Origin of the sequence: Roseobacter sp. SK209-2-6, assembly GCF_000169455.1 — a bacterium.
In the GTDB taxonomy this organism is placed as follows: Bacteria; Pseudomonadota; Alphaproteobacteria; order Rhodobacterales; family Rhodobacteraceae; genus Pseudophaeobacter.
The window spans coordinates 184,629-204,433 of sequence record NZ_AAYC01000010.1 but is presented as its reverse complement, the minus strand read 5'-3'; the positions used below and the strand labels follow the sequence as shown (position 1 = coordinate 204,433).

The window sequence follows — 19,805 nt, the reverse complement described above, 5'->3', positions numbered from 1 at the left end:
AAGCCAGACGCCGGATCGTTTTGGCCGTGGCTGAGGTGTTACGCGAATACGGCGTCACAAGTCGGACAATCATGCATAGTTTCGACTGGGCACTACTGGAACACTGCCAAGAACTCACACCTGAAATGCCCACTTCATTCCTGAGCCAACTACCGGATAATGAAGCAGACAAGGGCGAAGACCCCGCAACTGAACCAGGCCTCCTTCTGGAAGCGGGTAATATTCCCGCCTTGGTGAAAGAACGCGGCGGAAAAATCTGGTGCCCTTACTATCTGGACCTAACCCAAGAAGATCTGCAATCAGCCCGTGCTTTGGGCCTACGGGTTGCTGTTTGGACTGTGAATGAGACCGAGGATATCCAGCGCATGATCGATCTAGGTGTCGATGCGATCGTCACTGACTACCCTGGCCGCGTTCAACGCATGTTGCTGAACGCGGGCCTGGATTGGCGGAGCGCAGAACAAGCCTGACAGCGAGCTGCCTTATTTCAGCCTTCGCACCTTCTTCATTCGTGATCTCATCAAACAGCTGGGCTGCACAACTCGCTAGCCCAGTATTTCACCTCATCATGCCCTCCCGACCAGGACAAACGCAGGACTAGTTTTTTAGGCGAAAACGCTGGATCTTACCTGTCTCTGTCTTCGGCAAGGCCTTGGTAAACTGGACCAGTCGCGGATACTTATAAGGAGCAATTGTTGCTTTAACATGGTCCTGCAACTGCTTGATCAAAGGATCTGAAGGCACATGCCCTTCGCTCAGCACGATATGTGCGGCAACAACTTCCCCGCGCGCTTCGTCCGGTGCACCAATGACTGCGCATTCCAGAACCGCCTCATGAGAGAGCAAGGCGGCTTCGACCTCGGGGCCGGCGATATTGTAGCCAGAGGAGATGATCATATCATCGTTGCGCGCTGCAAAATGCAGATAGCCATCCGCATCCATCATGAAGCTATCGCCAGTCACGTTCCAGCCCGCGCGGACATAACCCTCCTGTCGATCATCGGCGAGGTATCTACAGCCCGTAGGCCCCTTTACCGCAAGCCGTCCAACGGTCCCCACCGGGGCCTCTCCTCCTTCAGCGTCAAGGATTTTCACCTGATACCCACCTATAGGTTTGCCTGTGCAAGCCGGACGATGATCATCAAACCGATTGCTCAGAAAGATGTGCAACATTTCCGTAGCGCCTATGCCGTCAAGCATCGGCTTGCCCGTTTTTTCTATCCAGTCTTCATAGACCGGGGCTGGCAGGGTCTCCCCCGCAGAAACCGCAGCACGGAGCGAGGAAAGATCGGCCCCCTCCTCCATAGCCTGCAGCATCACCCGATAGGCTGTTGGCGCGGTAAAACAGACGGTGGCTTTGTATTTCTGAATGATTTCAATCAGATTGGGCGGCGAGGCATTCTCCAGCAAAGTCGCAGCCGCGCCAAAGCGCAGCGGGAAAATCGCCAAACCGCCAAGGCCAAAGGTAAACGCAAGCGGCGGTGAACCCACAAAGACATCCTCGGGCTGTACGTCCAATACCTCTCGCGCATAGCCATCGCCAATGATCAAAAGATCACGGTGAAAGTGCATCGTGGCCTTGGGCGACCCCGTTGTGCCAGAGGTAAAGCCTAATAGCGCCACATCATCCCGGCCGGTTTGCACCGCCTCATAGGTCACGGGCTTTTCCAGGGCCAGCCGGTCCAGCTCCGCATCATGGTTGGAGGTGCCGTCAAAACCAACAACAGTTTTCAGGTATTTGGACTCCTTGGCGCAGGCCACCAGCTCATCCTTGAGGCGGGTGTCGCACAGCGCATGGCTGATTTCCCCCTTGTCCACGATCTGGCCAAGCTCCCCGGCGCGCAGCATCGGCATGGTATTGACCACAACGGCACCTGCCTTTGTCGCCGCCAGCCAGCAGGCCACCATGGCCGGATTATTGGCCGAGCGGATCAGCACCCGGTTTCCCGGTTTCACTCCCAGATCCTCGCTCAGCACATGTGCCAAGCGGTTGGTCCAGTCGGCCAGCTCTTTATAGGTACGGCGGCGGCCGTTACCGATAAGCGCCGTATGATCGCCAAACCCCTTCGCGACCATGGCGTCGGTCAGCTCAACACCCACATTCAGATACTCGGGATAGTCAAACCCATCGAGCAGGAACTCTGGCCACTGATCCGCCGGGGGCAGATTGCTGCGGGTGAAATGGTCCTCATGTGCTGTCGGTCCAAGCATCTCACTTTCCTCCCTGAAAAGCGCCAAGTGTCTGGCGGGCAATCACCACGCGCTGTACATCCGAAGCGCCCTCGTAGATGCGCAAGGCCCTGATATCACGGTAGAGTTCTTCCACTTTCTGGCCCCGGCGCACGCCGTCACCGCCATGCAGCTGCACTGCCTTATCGATAACCTGCTGCGCCTGATCGGTGGAAAACAGCTTGGCCATGGCCGCTTCGCGGGTCACCCGCGCCGCGCCACTGTCCTTGGCCCAGGCCGCGCGATAGACCAGCAGCGCTGCGGCATCCACATCCAGCGCCATATCGGCGATATGCCCCTGAACCATCTGCAGCTCGAAAAGCGGGGCACCTTGCACGGTACGAGAACTAACACGCGCAAGGGTCTCGTCCAGCGCCCGCCGGGCAAAGCCTAATGCCGCCGCCGCAACTGTGGAGCGAAAGACATCCAGCACCGACATGGCAATCTTGAAGCCATGGCCCGGAGCGCCCAGCATGGCGGAGGCCGGTATCCGGCAATCCGTAAAGCGCAGCGTCGCCAGCGGGTGCGGTGCTATCACCTCCTGCCGTTCCACCACCTCAAATCCGGGCAATCCTGCGGGCACTACAAAAGCGGACAATCCCTTGGCCCCAGGCGCTTCGCCGGTGCGGGCAAAAAGCGTGTAAACATCGGCGATGCCTCCATTGGAGATCCAGGTCTTCTCGCCGTTCAGAACGTAGTGATCGCCCTCCTGCCGGGCCGTCATGGTCGAGTTGGCCACATCCGATCCGGATTGCGGTTCCGTCAGCGCAAAAGCAGAGATCGCCTTGCCCGATCGGGTCAGGGGCAGCCATTCGGCCTGCTGCGCCTCACTGCCGAAGAGGGAGATCGCTCCAGTGCCAAGCCCCTGCATCGCAAAGGCAAAATCCGCCAGCCCGTCATGGCGTGCCAGGGTTTCCCGGATCAGGCAGAGGCTGCGTACATCCAGCTTTTCCCCTGTTTCTGCTCCGGAATGCCTTGCCCAACCACCCGCTCCCAGCGCGGCCACCAAGCTGCGGCAAGCTGCATCGGTGTCGGAATGATCAATGCCTGCAAGATTACTGGAAGCCCAGGCCTCAAGCTCTGAGGCCAGCTCCCTGTGCCGGTCTTCAAAAAACGGCCAGCTCAGAAACGTGCGGTCCGCCATGGGCTCCTCCCCGGTTTTTCATCTTTCCCAAAATATCTCCGCCGGAGGCATCCTCCTTCACCTCCAGGCGGTAGAGCTGGGTTCAATCCCCTTCGAACAAAGGTTTTTCCTTGTTCACAAAGGCATGATATGCGCGTTCGAAATCTGCCGTCTGCATACAAATCGCCTGGGCCTGAGCTTCCGCTTCGATGGCCTGTTCAATCGACATCGACCATTCCTGCGCCAGCATGGTCTTGGTCATCATATGGCCAAAATTCGGCCCCGCGGCGATCCGCTCCGCCCAGCTCTGTGCCTCAGCCGCCAGATCCTCTGCCGCTACCAGCTTGTTATGAAACCCCCAGGCGGCACCCTCTTCAGCGGACATCGAACGCCCGGTATAAAGCAGCTCTGCCGCCCGCCCCTGGCCAATGATGCGCGGCAAGATCGCACAGGCGCCCATATCGCAGCCAGCGAGGCCAACCCGGGTGAAGAGAAAGGCGGTTTTCGCCTCAGGTGTTGCAATCCGTATATCCGAGGCCATGGCGATGATCGCACCGGCCCCCACACAGATCCCATCGATGGCGGCAATCACCGGTTTGCCGCAATTCACAATTGCCTTGACCAGATCGCCGGTCATCCGGGTGAAGGCCAAGAGTTCCTTCATGCTCATCCGGGTCAAAGGCCCAATAATATCATGCACATCGCCGCCCGAGCAGAAGTTGCCACCATTGGAGGCAAATACCACAGCCTTTATACTGTCATCATAGTGCAGGTCCCGGAACCAGTCGCGCAGCTCTGCATAGCTGTCAAAGGTCAGCGGGTTCTTGCGCTCCGGCCGGTTCAGCGAAACAGTCGCGATGCCATCTTCCACATGGAGCAGGAAATGCTCTGGTTTCGGGGTGCTCATCCTCAGAATTCTCCTTGGTCCAATCGGCGCGCTACGGCGTCCAGGGCTTCGGCCATCGGCTGCGCCTCGTCCGGCGCCACATCCGCAAAGATCTGGTCGATCCATGCCTCATGGGCCTCGGCCTGTCGTGAAAACTCAGCCAGCCCTGCCTCGGTCATCCGCACACGGCTGGCGCGGCGATCACCTGGAACCTTTTCGCGCATCACATGACCGTCTTCGACAAGGCGCTCGACAATACCGGTGACATTGCCATTGGAGACTTTCAGCACCGAAGAAAGCTCACTCATCTTAAGGCCTTCCTGATGCTGGGTTAGCGCCGCCATGACGTCAAAGCGTGGCAGAGTTGTTGAAAAATCCTGCCGCAGATTTTCACGAATTGCGCCTTCCACCGCGCGGGTGGCCTTAAGCACCCTGAGCCAGAGACGCAGGCGGTCCTTGGATGTTTCCGTACTGGTCAAATTTCCCCTCCAGAAATAGGCAGCGCCACACCGCTGACCGAAGCAGCGCCTGAGCCCGCCAGCCAAAGCGCCGCTTCGGCGACTTCCGCGGGCTGGATAAACCGGTCCTGCGGATTTCCCCGGCGCAGAGATTTGGCTGCTTGCTCCGGGCTCATCCCGGTTTTGGCGATGATATTGTCCAAGGATCTTTGCAGAAGCGGCGTTTCGATGAAACCCGGGCAGATAGCATTTGCCGTCACCCCGGTCTTGGCCAATTCCTGCGCCAAAGCACGGGTCAGCCCGATAACCCCATGTTTTGCCGCGCAATAGCCGGAAACATAGGGATAGCCTTTTAGACCCGCTGTTGAAGCAATGGCTATCAAGCGCCCCCAGCCCACTGCCTTCATGCCCGGCAGAGCTGCCTGCCACAAATTGAAAACCCCAAGGAGGTTCACGTCTAGTGCGGAGGTGAAATCCTGCGGTGTCATGCGGTCAAAGGGCTTGGACGGCGCGGCACCGGCGTTGGCCAGGGCGATTGCCACCTCTCCCTGCACCTGCGCGGCTTTCTCTAGCGCTGCATCCAGGCTGCTGCGGTCGGTGACATCGCAGGCAAAAGGCAGCGCGCCGGTTTCTGCGGCCACTTCTTTCAGCGGTTCCATCCGGCGCCCCAGAATGCTGACCTTGGCGCCTTGGGCCGCAAAACAGCGGGCCAGTTCGGCCCCGACGCCGGATCCGCCGCCTGAAATAACAACATGTTTGCCATCAATGCTCATGCCCGGATGATCTCCGCTTCCCGGTCCGCCAGACGCCAGGCCTGATCCCGGCCTGCCAAGTAGGGCAAGGGCCAGTCAGCCTGGCGGTCACCGATGCGGGCGGCCTCATGCAGAGTCCAGAAGGGATCCGCCAGGTGTGGCCGACCGACACAGACCAGATCCGCCCGCCCCGCCATCAGGATCGAATTGGCGTGGTCCGCCTCATAGATATTGCCCACTGCCATGGTGGCAAGCCCCGCCTCATTGCGGATGCGGTCAGAAAACGGCGTCTGGAACATGCGGCCATAGACCGGCTGTGCGTCAATCGAGGTCTGCCCGGCGGAAACGTCAATGATGTCAACACCCGCCTCAGCGAAGGCCCTGGCAATCTCAACCGCTTCCTCCGGTGTGACACCTTCGTCACCAACCCAATCATTGGCCGAGATCCGCACCGACATCGGTTTTCCTGCAGGCCAAACGTCACGCATTGCGGCAAAGACCTCCAGCGGGTAGCGCAAGCGGTTTTCCAGAGAGCCGCCGTAGGCATCCGTCCGAATGTTCGATTTTGGAGAGATGAACGAGGAAATAAGATAGCCGTGGGCCGAATGAAGTTCGATCATGTCAAAGCCGCAACGGTCTGCCATCTGCGCAGCCCCCACGAACTCCGCTTTGACCGCTTGCATTTCTGCCAGGGAGATCTCGCGCGGGGTAGCGTTTTCCGGCGACCAGGCTATTGCCGATGCAGAGACCAGATCCCAGTTCCCCTCCGCCAGAGGCGCGTCCATTACCTCCCAGCCCAGCTGGGTCGAGCCCTTGCGGCCCGAATGGCCGATCTGGCAGCAGATCTTTGCATCAGTTTCCTGATGCACAAAATCCACCAATCGCGTCCAGGCGGCCTCATGTTCGGGCGCATATAGACCGGGACAGCCTGGTGTGATCCGGCCCTCGGCGCTGACGCAGGTCATTTCGGTATAGACCAGCCCGGCCCCGCCCTTGGCGCGTTCGCCGTAGTGCACCAGATGCCAATCGGTTGGGCAGCCATCCTTGGCCTTGTACTGCGCCATGGGCGAGACCACGACGCGGTTTTTCAGTTGCATATCTCGCAGCTTATAGGGCGCAAACATCGGCGGCTGGGCTGGCGCATCCTGCGCTGCACCTGCTTGGTTCTGGAACCATTTTTCCGCCGATCGCAGCCAATTTTCATCTCGCAAGCGCAGGTTTTCATGGGAAATGCGCTGGCTGCGGGTCAGCAGTGAATAGTTGAACTGTACTGGATCCATATCCAGATAGCGCTCCACTTCTTCGAACCACTCCAAAGAGTTACGTGCAGCGGACTGCAGGCGCAATACATCCAGGCGGCGCTCCTCTTGGTAGCGTTCAAAGGCGCCTTCCAATGTGTCTTCCGTCGTGATCAGCTCTGCCAGGGCAATGGCGCTGTCAAAGGCCAGCCTGGAACCTGAACCGATAGAGAAATGCGCCGTGGCCGAGGCGTCGCCCAACAGAACAACGTTTTCATGGTGCCATTTTTCGCAAAGCACACGCGGAAAGTTGATCCAGACCGCAGAGCCGCGCAGATGGTCCGCATTTGAAATCAGGGAATGACCGTCCAAATGATCTGCGAAGATTTCTTCGCAGGTCCGAATGGTCTCTTCCTTGGACATACCCTCAAAGCCCCAGTTATCCCAGGTTTCTGCGGAGCACTCCACAATCACAGTCGCGGTATTGTCGTCGAATTGGTAGGCATGAATCCAGACCCACCCGTGCCGAGTTTTTTCAAAGACAAAGGTGAAAGCGTCATCAAATTTCTGATGCGTTCCAAGCCAGATGAATTTGCAGGGGCGCACATCAATATTCGGCTTAAACTGCTCAGCAAACTCTGTGCGCACTGCGGAATTGAGCCCGTCGCAGCCAACCACAACGTCGTATTCATCCTGATACTGAGAGGCTGGCCGAGCCTCTGCTTCAAACTGCAGATCCACCCCAAGAGCGCGCGCACGTTCCTGCAGGATAAGCAGCATTTTCTTGCGTCCGATGCCAGCAAATCCATGCCCGCCAGAGACCGTCCGGTGGCCATTCTGAACCACGGCTATGTCATCCCAATAGGCAAAATTTTCTTTGATTTCTGCCGCACTCTCCTGGTCATTTGCGGAGAGATTTTCCAGTGCATCATCGGAAAGCACCACGCCCCAACCAAAGGTATCGTCAGCCTTATTGCGCTCCAGGACGGTTACCTCAGCTTCGGGCTGCCGAAGCTTCATGGAAATCGCAAAGTAGAGTCCCGCAGGTCCACCACCTAGACAAAGGATCTTCATGCCAACCTCCTCCACTCCTGATTGTTCAGGACTAGAATAAGCAGGTGCCCCAAAACTTCAAGCTTAAAATTTCATACTTAAAATTAAATCCGGAAGTAGGCTGGAAGCCCAAAGCATCACGCCTGTGGACACCTCACTCATGTCTTGGTGATAAAACAATTTCTATATTTGTTAACTGAAGGTTACAAACAGAACCTTCTGTGAATAGTTCTGGAATAACGACATAAAGACCCGTCGGAATGCTGCCGCGAAACTGCCCTTGAACTCTGACTGATCCCTATTTGCCCAGCCTACTATCCAGCTTAGAAACAAAGATTCTCAGAACTTCCTGCTGTAACTCTCTTCAATGGCTCGTTAGCGAAGATATGTGGAAAACCTGAGGCACAATTTACCATCGAAAGCGGGAGTAATATTGACAAACATCAAACCATTCGGAACTTTTGATGAACATTTCACCTTTAAGATATATTTTATGAAAGTGGATAACCTGTGGAGAACTCGCTACCCCGCAGTCACAACCCTTGAAACCTCTGCTTTTATGGCGGCATGCATAGGCAATGTTAGGGCATCAGAATAAACTGCACTGGGTCATACCCAGTACACAGCAAGATGGTTAACAATCAGCTAAATTTTAGAGATCGCGAAGGTAACGCATGACCGAAGGTCGTACGCTTTGATCTCCCCGATGCCTAGCATCCGTAATGATCTTCTTCAGATCAGCCAAGTTGACTTTCATTAACAAGGACTTAACAGGTCCAATTGAAGCTGGCCTCATAGAGAGCGTTCGCATTCCCATTGCTGCCAGGCACACTGCTTCGATCGGGCGTCCTGCATCTTCGCCGCAGAAACTCAGTGGCGTTTTGGAAGTCTCGCACCTTTCAACAATGCGCTCAATAAAGCTCAGGAAACTGGAGTTCAGCGTATCATAGCGCTTGCGAACACGTTCATTCTCTCGGTCGGCAGCAAAGAAGAACTGCTTGAGATCATTGCCGCCGATGGACAAAAAACCGACCTCGTCAAAAAACTTCTGAGGAGCATAGGCGAGAGAGGGCGTTTCCAACATGGCCCCAATTTCCAGCTTTTCAGGCAGGGCATGGCCCAAAATCCGCTCGCGCTCCAATGTCTTGTTCACCTCTGCCCGCGCAGCCCGATATTCTTCGGCCTGTGCCACAAAAGGGAACATGATTGTGAGAGGACGACCTTCGGCCGCTCGGATCAAAGCCTGCAGCTGCATCCGCATGACCCCGGGCTTATCCAGACCCACCCGGATCGCGCGCCACCCCAGAGCCGGATTCGGCTCATCCTGCGGCTTCATATAGGGCAGTACCTTGTCCGAACCGATGTCGAGGGTCCGAAACACAACCCGCTTTCCGTGGGCTGCATCCAATACGCGTTTATAAAGCGATACGAGTTCACTTCGCTTTGGCATCTGGTTGCGAACCAGAAACTGCAGCTCGGTTCGGAATAGCCCAACGCCTTCAGCGCCGGACCCATCAAGCGAGGGAAGATCAGCCATGAGCCCCGCATTCATGACCAGATTGATCCGCGCACCATCCTGTGTCACCGCAGGTTTTTCGCGAATAGAGGCATAGCGCTCCTGCGCTTGCGCCAGCATCGCAATTTTGTCACGGAAGGCACTGACAACACTGTCATCGGGGCGCAGATGGACCACACCCTGTTCGCCATCCACCATGATATGGTCACCGTTCAGCGCCTCATTGGTGATGCGTTTGGCATGCACAACCAGCGGGATTGCCAAAGCGCGCGCAACAATAGCGGCATGGGAACCGACGGAGCCCTCCTCCAGGACGATGCCTTTGAGATTGCGACCATACTCCAGCAGTTCAGCGGGTCCGATATTGCGCGCAACAAGGATAGGGTCATCCGGCAATTCCGCGCCCGTCTCAGCCCCCTGCCCGGTTAGAATCCGCAACAGACGATTGGACAGATCATCAAGGTCGCTGAGCCGTTCGCGCAGGTAAGCGTCCTGAACCTGGGCCATCCGGGCGCGGGCCTGGGATTGTTCTTTCTCCACAGCGGCTTCAGCGCTGAGCCCCCGCGAAATATCCTCCTCCATGCGCCGCATCCATCCTTTGGAATTGGCAAACATCCGATAGGCTTCCAGAACTTTCAGCTGCTCCTTGTCGCCATTCTGAGAGATTTCCAGCATCTTATCGACACCGACCCTCAGGTGCTCGACCGCCTCTGTCAGGCGCTCCAGCTCCTTTTCAGGATCATCAGCGATGGGATTGGTGACAACGACACGTGGCTCATGCAGCCAGACGTGGCCCTCAGCGGCCCCTTCCTGGGCCGCAGTTCCCGGTAGCAACACAGCCTGCTGATGCAAAGGCGACAGAGCTGCCCCTTCACCAACGAAGGCCCCAAGTTCCGCCATCTCTGCGATGACCATTGCCACGACCTCTAGAGCATAGACCGCATCAGCAGAAAACTCTCTTGCATCCTTGGATTGCACCACCAGCACGCCGAGCATTTCGCCAAGCCGCTGGACTGGAATACCGAGAAAAGAGGAAAACCGCTCTTCGCCGGTTTCCGGCATATAGCGGAACCCCTTGGCACTAGGGGCGTCGGGGGTGTTGATTACCTTGCCACTTTTGGCCACACGACCAACAAGCCCCTCTCCAATCCGCATCCGGGTCTGGTGAACGGATTCCACGTTCAGACCTTCGGTTGCACAGAGCTCCAGGGTTTCTTCATCGCGAAACAGATAGACCGAACAGACCTCAGTCCCCATGCTATCCGCGATCAGATGGGTAATCTTATCCAAGCGCGCCTGGCCGGGGTTTTCCCCGGCCATCGCTTCACGCAAACGCCCTAGCAGCTTGCGGCTTTCGGATTCTGTACTTTCGACCATGGGCCCTGCTCACGCTTCTTTTGTGTCAGGCAGCCCAAGAGGTCTCAGGCAGCCTTTTCCAGCTCAAAGGCATCATGCAGTGCTTGCACAGCAAGTTCCATGTATTTCCGGTCGATCAGAACGGAAATTTTAATCTCTGAGGTGGTGATAACCTTGATGTTGATGCCATCGTCGGAGAGCACTTTGAACATCTTGGCGGCAACACCAGATTGCGAACGCATGCCGATCCCCACGACTGAGACCTTTGCCACATCCGTGTCGGCAACCAGTTCAGCATAGTTCAGCTCACCCTGATCCTTGATCGCGATCAGCGCCTGCTCAGCACGCGCAACCTGATCCGTTGGGCAAGAGAAAGTCATATCGGTACGACCTTCCTCAGAGATGTTCTGGATGATCATATCGACATTTACGCCGCCATCGGAAAGCGCATTAAAGATAGTCGCGGCAATGCCGGGACGGTCAGCGACAGAAACCAGGGTCATCTTGGCCTCGTCACGGGAATAGGCCACACCGGCCACAACATTGGATTCCATGATTTCCTCCTCGTCACAGACCAGCGTGCCGGCCTCGTCGGATTGTTCTTCAAAGCTCGAGAGAACGCGCAGCTTGACCTTATACCGCATAGCTAGTTCGACTGAGCGGGTTTGCAGAACTTTGGCGCCCAGAGAGGCCAGTTCCAGCATCTCTTCAAAGGCGATTTTGTCGAGCTTACGTGCCTTGTCGCAGATCCGGGGATCCGTGGTGTAAACACCATCTACATCAGTATAGATGTCACAGCGTTCTGCTTCAAAAGCCGCGGCAAAAGCCACAGCTGTGGTATCAGAGCCGCCACGTCCCAGTGTGGTGATACGGCCTTCAGGGCTGATGCCCTGGAAACCGGCCACAACAGCAACACGCATGCCTTCGCCAAACTTGGCGTTGATATTCTCTGTTGGAATTTCCTCAATACGTGCCTGACTGTGGGCAGAGGTGGTTTTCAACGGCACCTGCCAGCCCTGCCAGCTGCGCGCCGGAACATCCATTTCCTGCAGTGTCAGCGCCATCAGACCCGCGGTGATATTCTCACCCGAAGACACAACGGCATCATACTCGCGGGCATCATGCAGCGGCGAGGTCTCATTGACCCAGCCGACCAACTCATTGGTCTTGCCCGACATTGCCGAGACAATGACGATGACGTCATAGCCCTTCGCAACTTCAACGCCGATGCGTTTTGCCGCGCGGCGGATACGGTCAAGGTTGGCAACAGAAGTGCCGCCAAATTTCATTACTAGAACGGGCATGGGCATAAGTCTCCGTGCGCTCGTTGATTCCGATCACCGCGTCATAGGCGACAGGCTATGTCAGGGCAAGGGCAGGCAATGTCCCGATACAATCCAGCAGCGCCTATTTCACAAATAAGGTCAATCCGCCGCAGCTTTCTTCAGCGAGGAGGAGACAACCGCTCCGCCAGCGCAGGAGGCCCCGGAAACTCAGGCCCGCCAGAAACGCAGGGTCAAAATCGCATAGACTGCCGTCAGCTCCAGTCGGCCGATAAGCATGGCCGCGCTCAGGATCCATTTTGCGACGTCATTCAGAGAGGAGAAATTGCCCGCAGGGCCAATGGTCTCTCCCAGGCCTGGGCCCACATTTGCCAGTGCGGTTGCAGCGCCCGAGACAGAGGTCACAAAATCGAGCCCCGTTAGGGCCAGCGCCCAAGAAATGATGCCCATCGTGACAACAAAGAGCATAAAGAACGAGATAACCGAACTTAGGACATCTGGTCCGATGGCGCGTCCCTCAAATCGAGGCACAAAAATCCCATGGGGGGAACGGATGCGCTGGATCTGCACCCGGATAGAGGCAAAGAGCAGTTGATAGCGAAACACCTTTACGGAACAGGCCGTTGATCCCGCACAGCCCCCGATCATCCCCACAAAGAAGAAGATCATCACCAGAAAGCTGCCCCATTGCATGTAATCTGCGCTGGCATAGCCCGTTCCGGACATGATCGAGGTGATATTGAACAAAGCTGCCCGCAAAGCACCTTCGGGTTGATGCGTTGCAGAATTGTAGAGCACAACGGCCGCAACAAGCACCAAGGTGCCCAGGGTCAAAAGGAACACGCGTATCTGACTGTCTCTGAACAGCGGCTCCGACTGCCCGTTCAGCAGCTGCACATAGCGCACAAATGGAAGAGCCGCGAGGATCATGAACAGGGCTGCCGCATATTCCGTGACACCGGAAAAAGCGCCAAAGGAAGCATCGTAATTGGCAAAACCACCGGTAGCGATAGTGGTCATCGCATGCACCATGGCATCGAAACCGCCCATACCCAGCACCAGATACGCCAACATGCAAGCCAAGGTCAGGCCGAGATAAATAAGGGAAATCTGTTTTGCGATGGCCTGCGCTCGAGGCAGGATTTTGCCAAAGGTGTCAAAAGACTCAGACCGGAAGATCTGCATGCCGCCAACGCGCAGCTCTGGCAGGAACACCATGGCCACGACAATGATGCCGATACCCCCAACCCATTGCAAAATCCCGCGCCACAGCAGAATTCCGCGTGGCAGATCATCCAGCCCCGACAGAACCGTTGAACCCGTAGTGGTCAGCCCCGACATCGCCTCAAAGAAAGCATCGGTAAAGCCAAGTTCCGTTACCCCCAGCATAAAGGGAATGGCACCAAAAACAGGCAAGGCCGCCCAGACCAGTGTTGTCAGCAGAAAGGTCTGCCGGATCGTCAATCCTTGGTGGGCAGTATTGCCGCAGGTCAGCGCCAACATAGCCCCAAGCAGGACCGTTACGACACCGCTTTCCAGAAACACCGGCCATTCCCCCCGCCCCTCAAACAGGTCAGCCAGAAAGGGGAAAAACATCAAGATGCCCAGGATAACAACCAAAAGGCCAATGACATATCCAACCGGGCGAAAATCCAACATGTGCTGAGGGTTGGCCTTCTGCAAAGGAACTGTCAAGTCCGAGTAAGCGGCAATGGCCCCAAAGCGAAGCTCCGCCGCCTACTTAGCCCTGATGGATCAGTGTAGAAAACAATCGCGGATCGAGACTGGTGCTGGAAAACAGCTGCCCCTTGGTCAGAACCGAAATCGCATCATGGCTGTGCAGGCTTTCCTGATGGCTGGCGACAACTCTGAAATCACCGATTCGAGTGTCGTTTTGCAGAACCTCACAGAAAAGACGTGCAGCATCTTCGACAAAGATCGGATTGGCGGCGTTCAATTCAGCAAAGGCTTGCTCATCCTCGCGTTTGACCATGACCTGCGTCTCAGTTGGAACTGCCGCACGGCAATGATCAATCAGATCTTCAAACCAGAGGCACTCCCCCGCCGGGTCGGCCTGGACAGAAATTCGAGCGACGGAGCGCTGCGAATGTGGCGTTGCGAGCTGCCCGCGCGATTGCCGCGCATGTTCTGATAGCTCCAGCGAACAGGGGCAGGTCGAGGAATAGACATAGTCGAGATGCATGATCTTCTCACGCACACCATCATGATCGACCAATTCCAGCGCAAAGTCGTAGTATTGGTAGCCGCTCAGACCGGAACGAAGACTTTGGACTTTTGCTGGGAAGGAAAACCGCATCTGAATACGTGCGTCCAGACTGCCAAGGTCGCTCAGATAGTCGTCAAGCGCTGCCTCCATCACCTCAAAACTAAAGGTTTTTTCGGCGTGCTTGTAGAAGGTGCGCATAATCCGGGACATATTGATGCCCTTCTTGCCCGGTTCCAAGCTAACGGATCCGGTGATGCTGGTTTCCAGCATCAGATCGCCCCCATCACGGGTATGAAAGCGGATCGGGAGGCGAAAGTTGGAAATTCCGACGTGCTGAATCTGCTCCTTGGCCCCACGGATCAGACTGGATGGTCCGTTCTGCAGATCCGGTAGAGTTTCCCGATAAGCCTCATCTGATTTGAAATCCTCAGGGTAGTTCCGCGAAAGATCAGGGTAGTTTCCCACTTCGCGGCCAGGCAAGAGCCGCGCCACCGCAGGCTCCAACTGGGCAATTTCCGTCTCGGTTGCGGTACCAGCCCAAGAGCGCAGGAGCTCCAGCGCAGCCTCAGCTGCGGCGCGGTCAGGCGTTTCGTCAATTTCACCAGAATGCACGTTCATCGGCGCAATCCCCCTTGCTCAGGCTGCCCAGTATAAAGAGCACAGGGCAATCGTCATACAGCGCTGCGCGGCAGAATACAAAACAGAACCGTCAAAAAACAGGCCTCTCCCTGCGACACCTACTGTTTCAAAGGGGGAGTGACACGCCCCTGCTCAAGCCTCTGCGCCAATTGCCCAAAGCAACTGGCGCAGAAACAAACAACTGACCCGCTGTTACTGGGCCGCTTCCAGAGCAGCCTTCAGATCCGCGATCAGGTCATCGCTATCTTCCAGACCAACCGAAAAGCGCACCAGACCAGGTGTAATCCCCAGCTCGTTCTTCTGCTCATCGGGTAGTCGCTGATGAGTGGTGGTTGCCGGATGGGTGGCAATGGATTTGGCATCACCCAGGTTGTTGGAAATCACCGGAATGCTCAGCGCGTTGAGGAACTTGAAAGCAGCTTCCTTGCCCCCCTTCAGATCCAAGGACAGAACGGTGCCGCCCTGCCCTCCCAATTGGCGCTGCACCAGCGCATTCTGGGCGTGCTTTGGCAGACCAGGATAGATCATACGCTCCAGCTGCGGATGACCGTCCAGGGCCTCGGCAATTTTCAACGCACTTTCCGCCTGTGCTTTCACCCGCAGATCAATGGTTTCTAGGCCCTTCAGCAAGGTCCAGGCACTGAAGGGGCTGAGGCTACCGCCTGTGTGTTTCATATAGGGTTCCAGCGTGCCTCGGATATAGTCCTTGGACCCCAGAACCACACCGCCCAGAACGCGACCCTGCCCATCGATATGTTTGGTCGCCGAATAGACCACCACATCGGCCCCCTGCTCAATCGCGCGTGAGAAAACCGGCGTCGAGAAAACATTGTCCACCACAACCGTGGCACCCACTTCATGTGCGATGTTGCAGACCGCTTCAATGTCGATCACCTCAAGCGTCGGGTTCGACATGCTTTCAAAGAAAACCGCTTTGGTATCCGGGCGCATTGCAGCACGCCACTGATCGAGGTCGGTTCCGTCAACAAAACTCACCTCAACCCCGTATCGGGCCAGGATATTTTCCAGAATATAAAGGCAAGAACCAAAAAGCGCCTTGGCGGAAACCACATGATCCCCAGCCTTCAGCAATGAGGTCAGCGCGCCGCTCACAGCAGCCATACCAGAGGCCGTTGCAAAGGCGTCTTCTGCCCCTTCCAGCAGCGCGATGCGCTCTTCGAACATCGCCACGGTTGGGTTGCCATAGCGGGCGTAGATGAACTCATCCGGTCCGGTTTCAATGAACCGTGCCTCTGCCTGCTCAGCCGTTTCATAGACAAAGCCCTGGGTCAAAAAGATCGCCTCGCTCACCTCATTGTATTGGCTGCGGCGGCTGCCCCCATGCACCAGTTTGGTACGCTTGTTCCAGTTCTCACTCATCTTGTGTCCTCCTGCGCTATTCGCGCAACAAAAAACCCCCATTCGGCCAAGCGAAAGGGGGTCCTTCACATCCTGACCTCTTTAGCGGGATATTTAACGTGGCCCGCAATCCGGTTACAAATCAGCCACAGAAAGAGCGTTTAACTCTTAAATTTCAAATACGCCACCCAATTTCGCACTCAATTCCGGGTGCGATTTCGGGTTTTCACCGCCGATATGCGAGCATCTACACCCCCTCTCGTTTGAAGTTACGCCTTCGCTGCATACCAACTTTTTCTCGGCACACCCAGCAACAGGCGCATCATGGGAACGGTTGCAGAGCGCAAGTTATCCGACGGACGCATCGCCTATAAGGCGCAAAAAATTTTAAAACGCAAGAGGCAACCAATTTTTCAGCTGCCACACCAATTTCCACGCCAATCAACCACAAAGGCATGGATGGAACGCCGCGAGATATATGAACGGGCTCCGGAACCTTGGAGAAGGCGAGGAAACCGCGACATACTCTTGCCAGCGCCATAGCCCCTACATCGGCGACCACAAGAAAGCTACGGAAACTCAAAAAGCTAGAACTTGCGAAACTGGCTTGGTTGGGCTTTGTTGCGCAAATCGCCTGAGAATATTCATCGTGTGAATCCAGCATGATAGCTGGAGGTCATGAGCAGTTGAGCCCCTAGGTTCCAGACTCATTGATTTACAGCCAGAACAAGACCGTGGCTGCAAGTGCTATGGCTGACAGGAACACCTTTGGGCATCTGTCATAGCGGGTGGCGACACGACGCCAGTCCTTCAGGCGTCCGAACATGATCTCGATCCGGTTGCGTCGTTTGTAGCGCCGCTTGTCATATCGGATGGTTTTGTCGCGTGACTTCCGCCCTAGAATGCAGGGCTTGATCCCCTTATCTACAAGGGCTTCGCGGAACCAGTCCGCGTCATAACCGCGGTTTCCCAACAGCCAATCGGCTGATGGCAGGCTGCTGACCAAAGCCCTGGCTCCGGTGTAGTCGCTGATTTGACCGGCCGTCATAAAGAAGCGGATCGGACGACCGTTGGTGTCAGTGACCGCATGCAGCTTGGTGTTCATCCCCCCCTTTGTTCGGCCAATCAGCCTGCCACGCCCCCCTTTTTAACCGCAGGCTGGAAGCCGTGCGGTGAGCCTTGAGGTAAGTGGCATCAATCATGATGGTCTTGTGATCAGCGGCTTCCGCCGCCAACCCTTCCATGATCCGAGCAAACACGCCCATGTCGCTCCACCGTTTCCAGCGATTGTAGAGTGTCTTGGGCGGACCATATTCCCTTGGTGCATCGCTCCAACGCAAGCCATTGCGATTGATGAAGATAATGCCACTCAGAACACGCCTATCATCGACGCGTGGCTTGCCATGGCTCTTCGGAAAGTATGGCCGGAGCCGCGCCATCTGCTCGTCAGTCAGCCAGAAAAGATTGCTCATCACGCCCCCTAAAGCTTGGGAGCTTGAATCAAGATCGCGCGGAGACCGCAACCAAATCAATGGGTCCAGAGCCTAGCTTCCGGATTGCTCCTGCCTCGCGCTGCAGGGCTTTTCTCCCTCTTGCACATAGTTACATTTTCTTCAGCAATTTGCAGTCAAGTTACCTCGCAGCCACGGGGGCAAGCTACATTTTGGCGAGAGTTGGATTCAACTTATCTAGGTAAACCTCGCGACCCTTAGTCACTTTTCTGGTACTTTTATCACTCCGTAACCTGATAGAAAGGCTGTCTCTGTTCAATAGGGATTCTCCCTATGGTGGAAACGCAATGACCGAAAAATTTAAGCAGAACCTTGCACAACAGCTACGCAGCCTCGCATTGCTTCTACTTTTTGGTGCGATGGGCGTCGGCAGCGTTTGGGCGATACTCGCGGTCCCCGCCCCCGTGGTTGACCGCATGCTCGAAGCAGATATCCGGCAAGAAGCGGAGCTTTGGCGTCGTCGCGTGGTTCTGCAACTGGAGGATCCAGAGACCACCTTTAATGAGGGTTCGGTTACCCCATCTGATGCACGGTTTCTATCCCTGCTACCCGAAGCTTCAGACATCTATCGGTTTCGCCTCTATACGCCAGACGGGATGATTTTCTGGTCCACGCGGACCGACGAAATTGGTGATTTTGAAACCCGCAGTCTGTTTGATGCCGTGGTCGGCAAAGGGGATGTCTACTACAAACATGAACGCCGCCTGAAGAATGAGATTGATGGCATGGCGCTACATGTTGCGGATCTGAATTCTGATGAAACGCGTGAAGTCGCAGTTGTCTATGTGCCCCTTATGCACAATGCCCATTTCGATGGTGCAATCGAGTTTTACACTGACATCACCGAGCGCCGTGCCACCTTTATCCAGCGCGCTCGCATGTCTCTGTCGGTACTGACTGGCATCTCTATGATAGCACTCTCCTTTGCTGTCTTTATGGTGTTCAAATCCAATCGTCTGCGCCTCAAGCAAGTGCACGACCGCAACGAGAGCGAGCGCGAAATTATGAATGAGCAACTCCGGCTGGCCCGCGAGGTCCAGCTCTTGGGGGAGCTCAATGAATGGCTGCAGTCCAGCCGTTCTCTAGATGAGCTTTTTGATATGGTCGCTCGTTTTATGACGCATATCCTGCCCAGTTCAGAGGGCAGTATTTATGTCTATTCGAATTCTCGTGACGTGCTGGACGGCTGTTCCAGCTGGAACGGTGGTTCACATAAGGACCATATTCACTCAGAAGAATGCTGGGGCTTGCGCCGTGGGCGCACCTACGAGTTTGGCTCAGCTGAGATCGCCTTTGTCTGCGAACATGCTGAGCCCCACGACGGTCGACCCTATTATTGTTTCCCGATCCTTGCCCATGGCGAGACAGTAGGCCTGATGCATCTGCGCGCAAGACAAACCGCATTTGATGAATTTGGCGCATGCCGGAAACTGGCACAGATGTGTGCCGAACAAATCTCCATGGCGATTGCCAATGTGCGCATGCGTGACCAACTGCAGGACCAGTCGGTCCGCGATCCTTTGACCGGTCTGTTCAACCGCCGCCATATGAACGATTCCCTGCGCAAGTTCATAAACAGCAGCCAACACTCTGGCAAAACACTCAGCTTGGTGGCGGTCGATGTGGACCACTTTAAGAAGTTCAACGACAACCATGGTCATGACGCCGGGGATATGGTGCTTCGCGCGGTCGGATCCGTCATGGAGCAAACCTGCGAAGGTGATCAGATTGCCTGCCGCCCTGGGGGTGAGGAGTTCACATTGATCCTGCCCGGGCTCTCTCGTGAAGACGTCATGACCAAGGCGGAATTGTTGCGACAGTCCATCGAGGCCATCGTGGTCCGCTATGGCGATAAATCCTTGCCACGGATTACCATCTCGCTTGGGGTCGCGCATTACCCGGCAAATGGCGCGATGCCGCAAGAATTGCTGCGGTCAGCGGATGAGGCGCTTTATGAAGCGAAGGCAAAAGGGCGAAATCAAATCTGCATTGCTTCAGGCAGCAGTCCTGAAGCACGCAACCCCTCGTCTGATGCCGAGTTTTTTGGCCCCCCAAAACCCGATCATGGTTTCGCAGCTGAATAATCCACTTGCTGACCCGGAATTTGGAACGGGTAAGGATAACCAGGGCAAACGCGGCTGCACTGGTTTGACGATGCAGCTGCAATCAGCTTGC

At 56.0% G+C, this 19,805-nt stretch carries 14 protein-coding genes and 1 riboswitch; of the genes, 2 read left to right on the top strand and 12 right to left on the bottom strand.

Annotation, left to right across the window (positions count from 1 at the left end; genetic code table 11):
• The coding region (locus RSK20926_RS15905; protein WP_008208229.1) for a glycerophosphodiester phosphodiesterase family protein at window positions 1–470 on the top strand (470 nt) is incomplete at its 5' end.
• 127 nt (window positions 471–597) lie between these two features.
• Here RSK20926_RS15905 and RSK20926_RS15900 read toward each other — a convergent pair.
• The 12 genes from RSK20926_RS15900 to RSK20926_RS22560 all read right to left on the bottom strand — a co-directional run bounded on the left by RSK20926_RS15900 (window position 598) and on the right by RSK20926_RS22560 (window position 17,591).
• A complete protein-coding gene (locus RSK20926_RS15900; protein WP_008208228.1) occupies window positions 598–2,211 on the bottom strand; it encodes an AMP-binding protein in 1,614 nt (537 codons plus the stop codon).
• 1 nt (window position 2,212) lies between these two features.
• A complete protein-coding gene (locus tag RSK20926_RS15895; protein WP_008208227.1) occupies window positions 2,213–3,373 on the bottom strand; it encodes an acyl-CoA dehydrogenase family protein in 1,161 nt (386 codons plus the stop codon).
• Window positions 3,374–3,455: 82 nt separating this feature from the next.
• Entirely contained in the window at window positions 3,456–4,259 is an 804-nt protein-coding gene (locus RSK20926_RS15890) for an enoyl-CoA hydratase family protein (RefSeq protein ID WP_008208226.1), read from the bottom strand.
• 2 nt (window positions 4,260–4,261) lie between these two features.
• The gene (locus RSK20926_RS15885) at window positions 4,262–4,717 is read right to left on the bottom strand and encodes a MarR family winged helix-turn-helix transcriptional regulator (protein ID WP_037255349.1); all 456 of its coding nucleotides are present in this window, start codon (window positions 4,715–4,717) and stop codon (window positions 4,262–4,264) included.
• Window positions 4,714–5,469: an SDR family NAD(P)-dependent oxidoreductase gene (locus RSK20926_RS15880; protein WP_008208224.1), complete on the bottom strand. Its 756-nt coding sequence runs from the start codon at window positions 5,467–5,469 to the stop codon at window positions 4,714–4,716. Before RSK20926_RS15880 ends, RSK20926_RS15885 begins: the two co-directional genes overlap by 4 nt.
• Window positions 5,466–7,760 (bottom strand): bifunctional salicylyl-CoA 5-hydroxylase/oxidoreductase, encoded by a 2,295-nt coding sequence (locus RSK20926_RS15875; protein WP_037255348.1) that lies wholly within the window; start codon window positions 7,758–7,760, stop codon window positions 5,466–5,468. The genes RSK20926_RS15880 and RSK20926_RS15875 overlap by 4 nt, the downstream gene beginning before the upstream one ends.
• 631 nt (window positions 7,761–8,391) lie before the next feature.
• Complete coding sequence (ptsP, locus tag RSK20926_RS15870) at window positions 8,392–10,632, bottom strand: phosphoenolpyruvate--protein phosphotransferase (RefSeq protein WP_008208222.1); 2,241 nt, start codon at window positions 10,630–10,632, stop codon at window positions 8,392–8,394.
• 44 nt (window positions 10,633–10,676) lie between these two features.
• Entirely contained in the window at window positions 10,677–11,915 is a 1,239-nt protein-coding gene (locus tag RSK20926_RS15865; RefSeq protein WP_037255347.1) for an aspartate kinase, read from the bottom strand.
• Window positions 11,916–12,104: 189 nt separating this feature from the next.
• The gene (locus tag RSK20926_RS15860) at window positions 12,105–13,553 is read right to left on the bottom strand and encodes a TrkH family potassium uptake protein (protein WP_008208220.1); all 1,449 of its coding nucleotides are present in this window, start codon (window positions 13,551–13,553) and stop codon (window positions 12,105–12,107) included.
• An 82-nt stretch (window positions 13,554–13,635) separates the two neighbouring features.
• Window positions 13,636–14,739: a GTP cyclohydrolase FolE2 gene (folE2, locus tag RSK20926_RS15855; RefSeq protein WP_008208218.1), complete on the bottom strand. Its 1,104-nt coding sequence runs from the start codon at window positions 14,737–14,739 to the stop codon at window positions 13,636–13,638.
• Between the two features lie 213 nt (window positions 14,740–14,952).
• Complete coding sequence (metZ, locus tag RSK20926_RS15850; RefSeq protein ID WP_008208217.1) at window positions 14,953–16,140, bottom strand: O-succinylhomoserine sulfhydrylase; 1,188 nt, start codon at window positions 16,138–16,140, stop codon at window positions 14,953–14,955.
• Window positions 16,141–16,200: 60 nt separating this feature from the next.
• Window positions 16,201–16,279, bottom strand: a riboswitch (SAM riboswitch).
• Between the two features lie 555 nt (window positions 16,280–16,834).
• Window positions 16,835–17,591 (bottom strand): IS5 family transposase gene (locus tag RSK20926_RS22560; RefSeq protein WP_085979714.1). Its coding sequence is split into 2 segments (ribosomal slippage): window positions 16,835–17,267 and window positions 17,266–17,591, totalling 759 coding nucleotides; the frame shifts between segments, so codons are not numbered across the junction.
• A gap of 326 nt (window positions 17,592–17,917) precedes the next feature.
• Between RSK20926_RS22560 and RSK20926_RS15835 the strand changes: the two genes are divergently transcribed.
• Complete coding sequence (locus RSK20926_RS15835; RefSeq protein WP_008208214.1) at window positions 17,918–19,714, top strand: sensor domain-containing diguanylate cyclase; 1,797 nt, start codon at window positions 17,918–17,920, stop codon at window positions 19,712–19,714.
• Window positions 19,715–19,805: the final 91 nt, after the last annotated feature.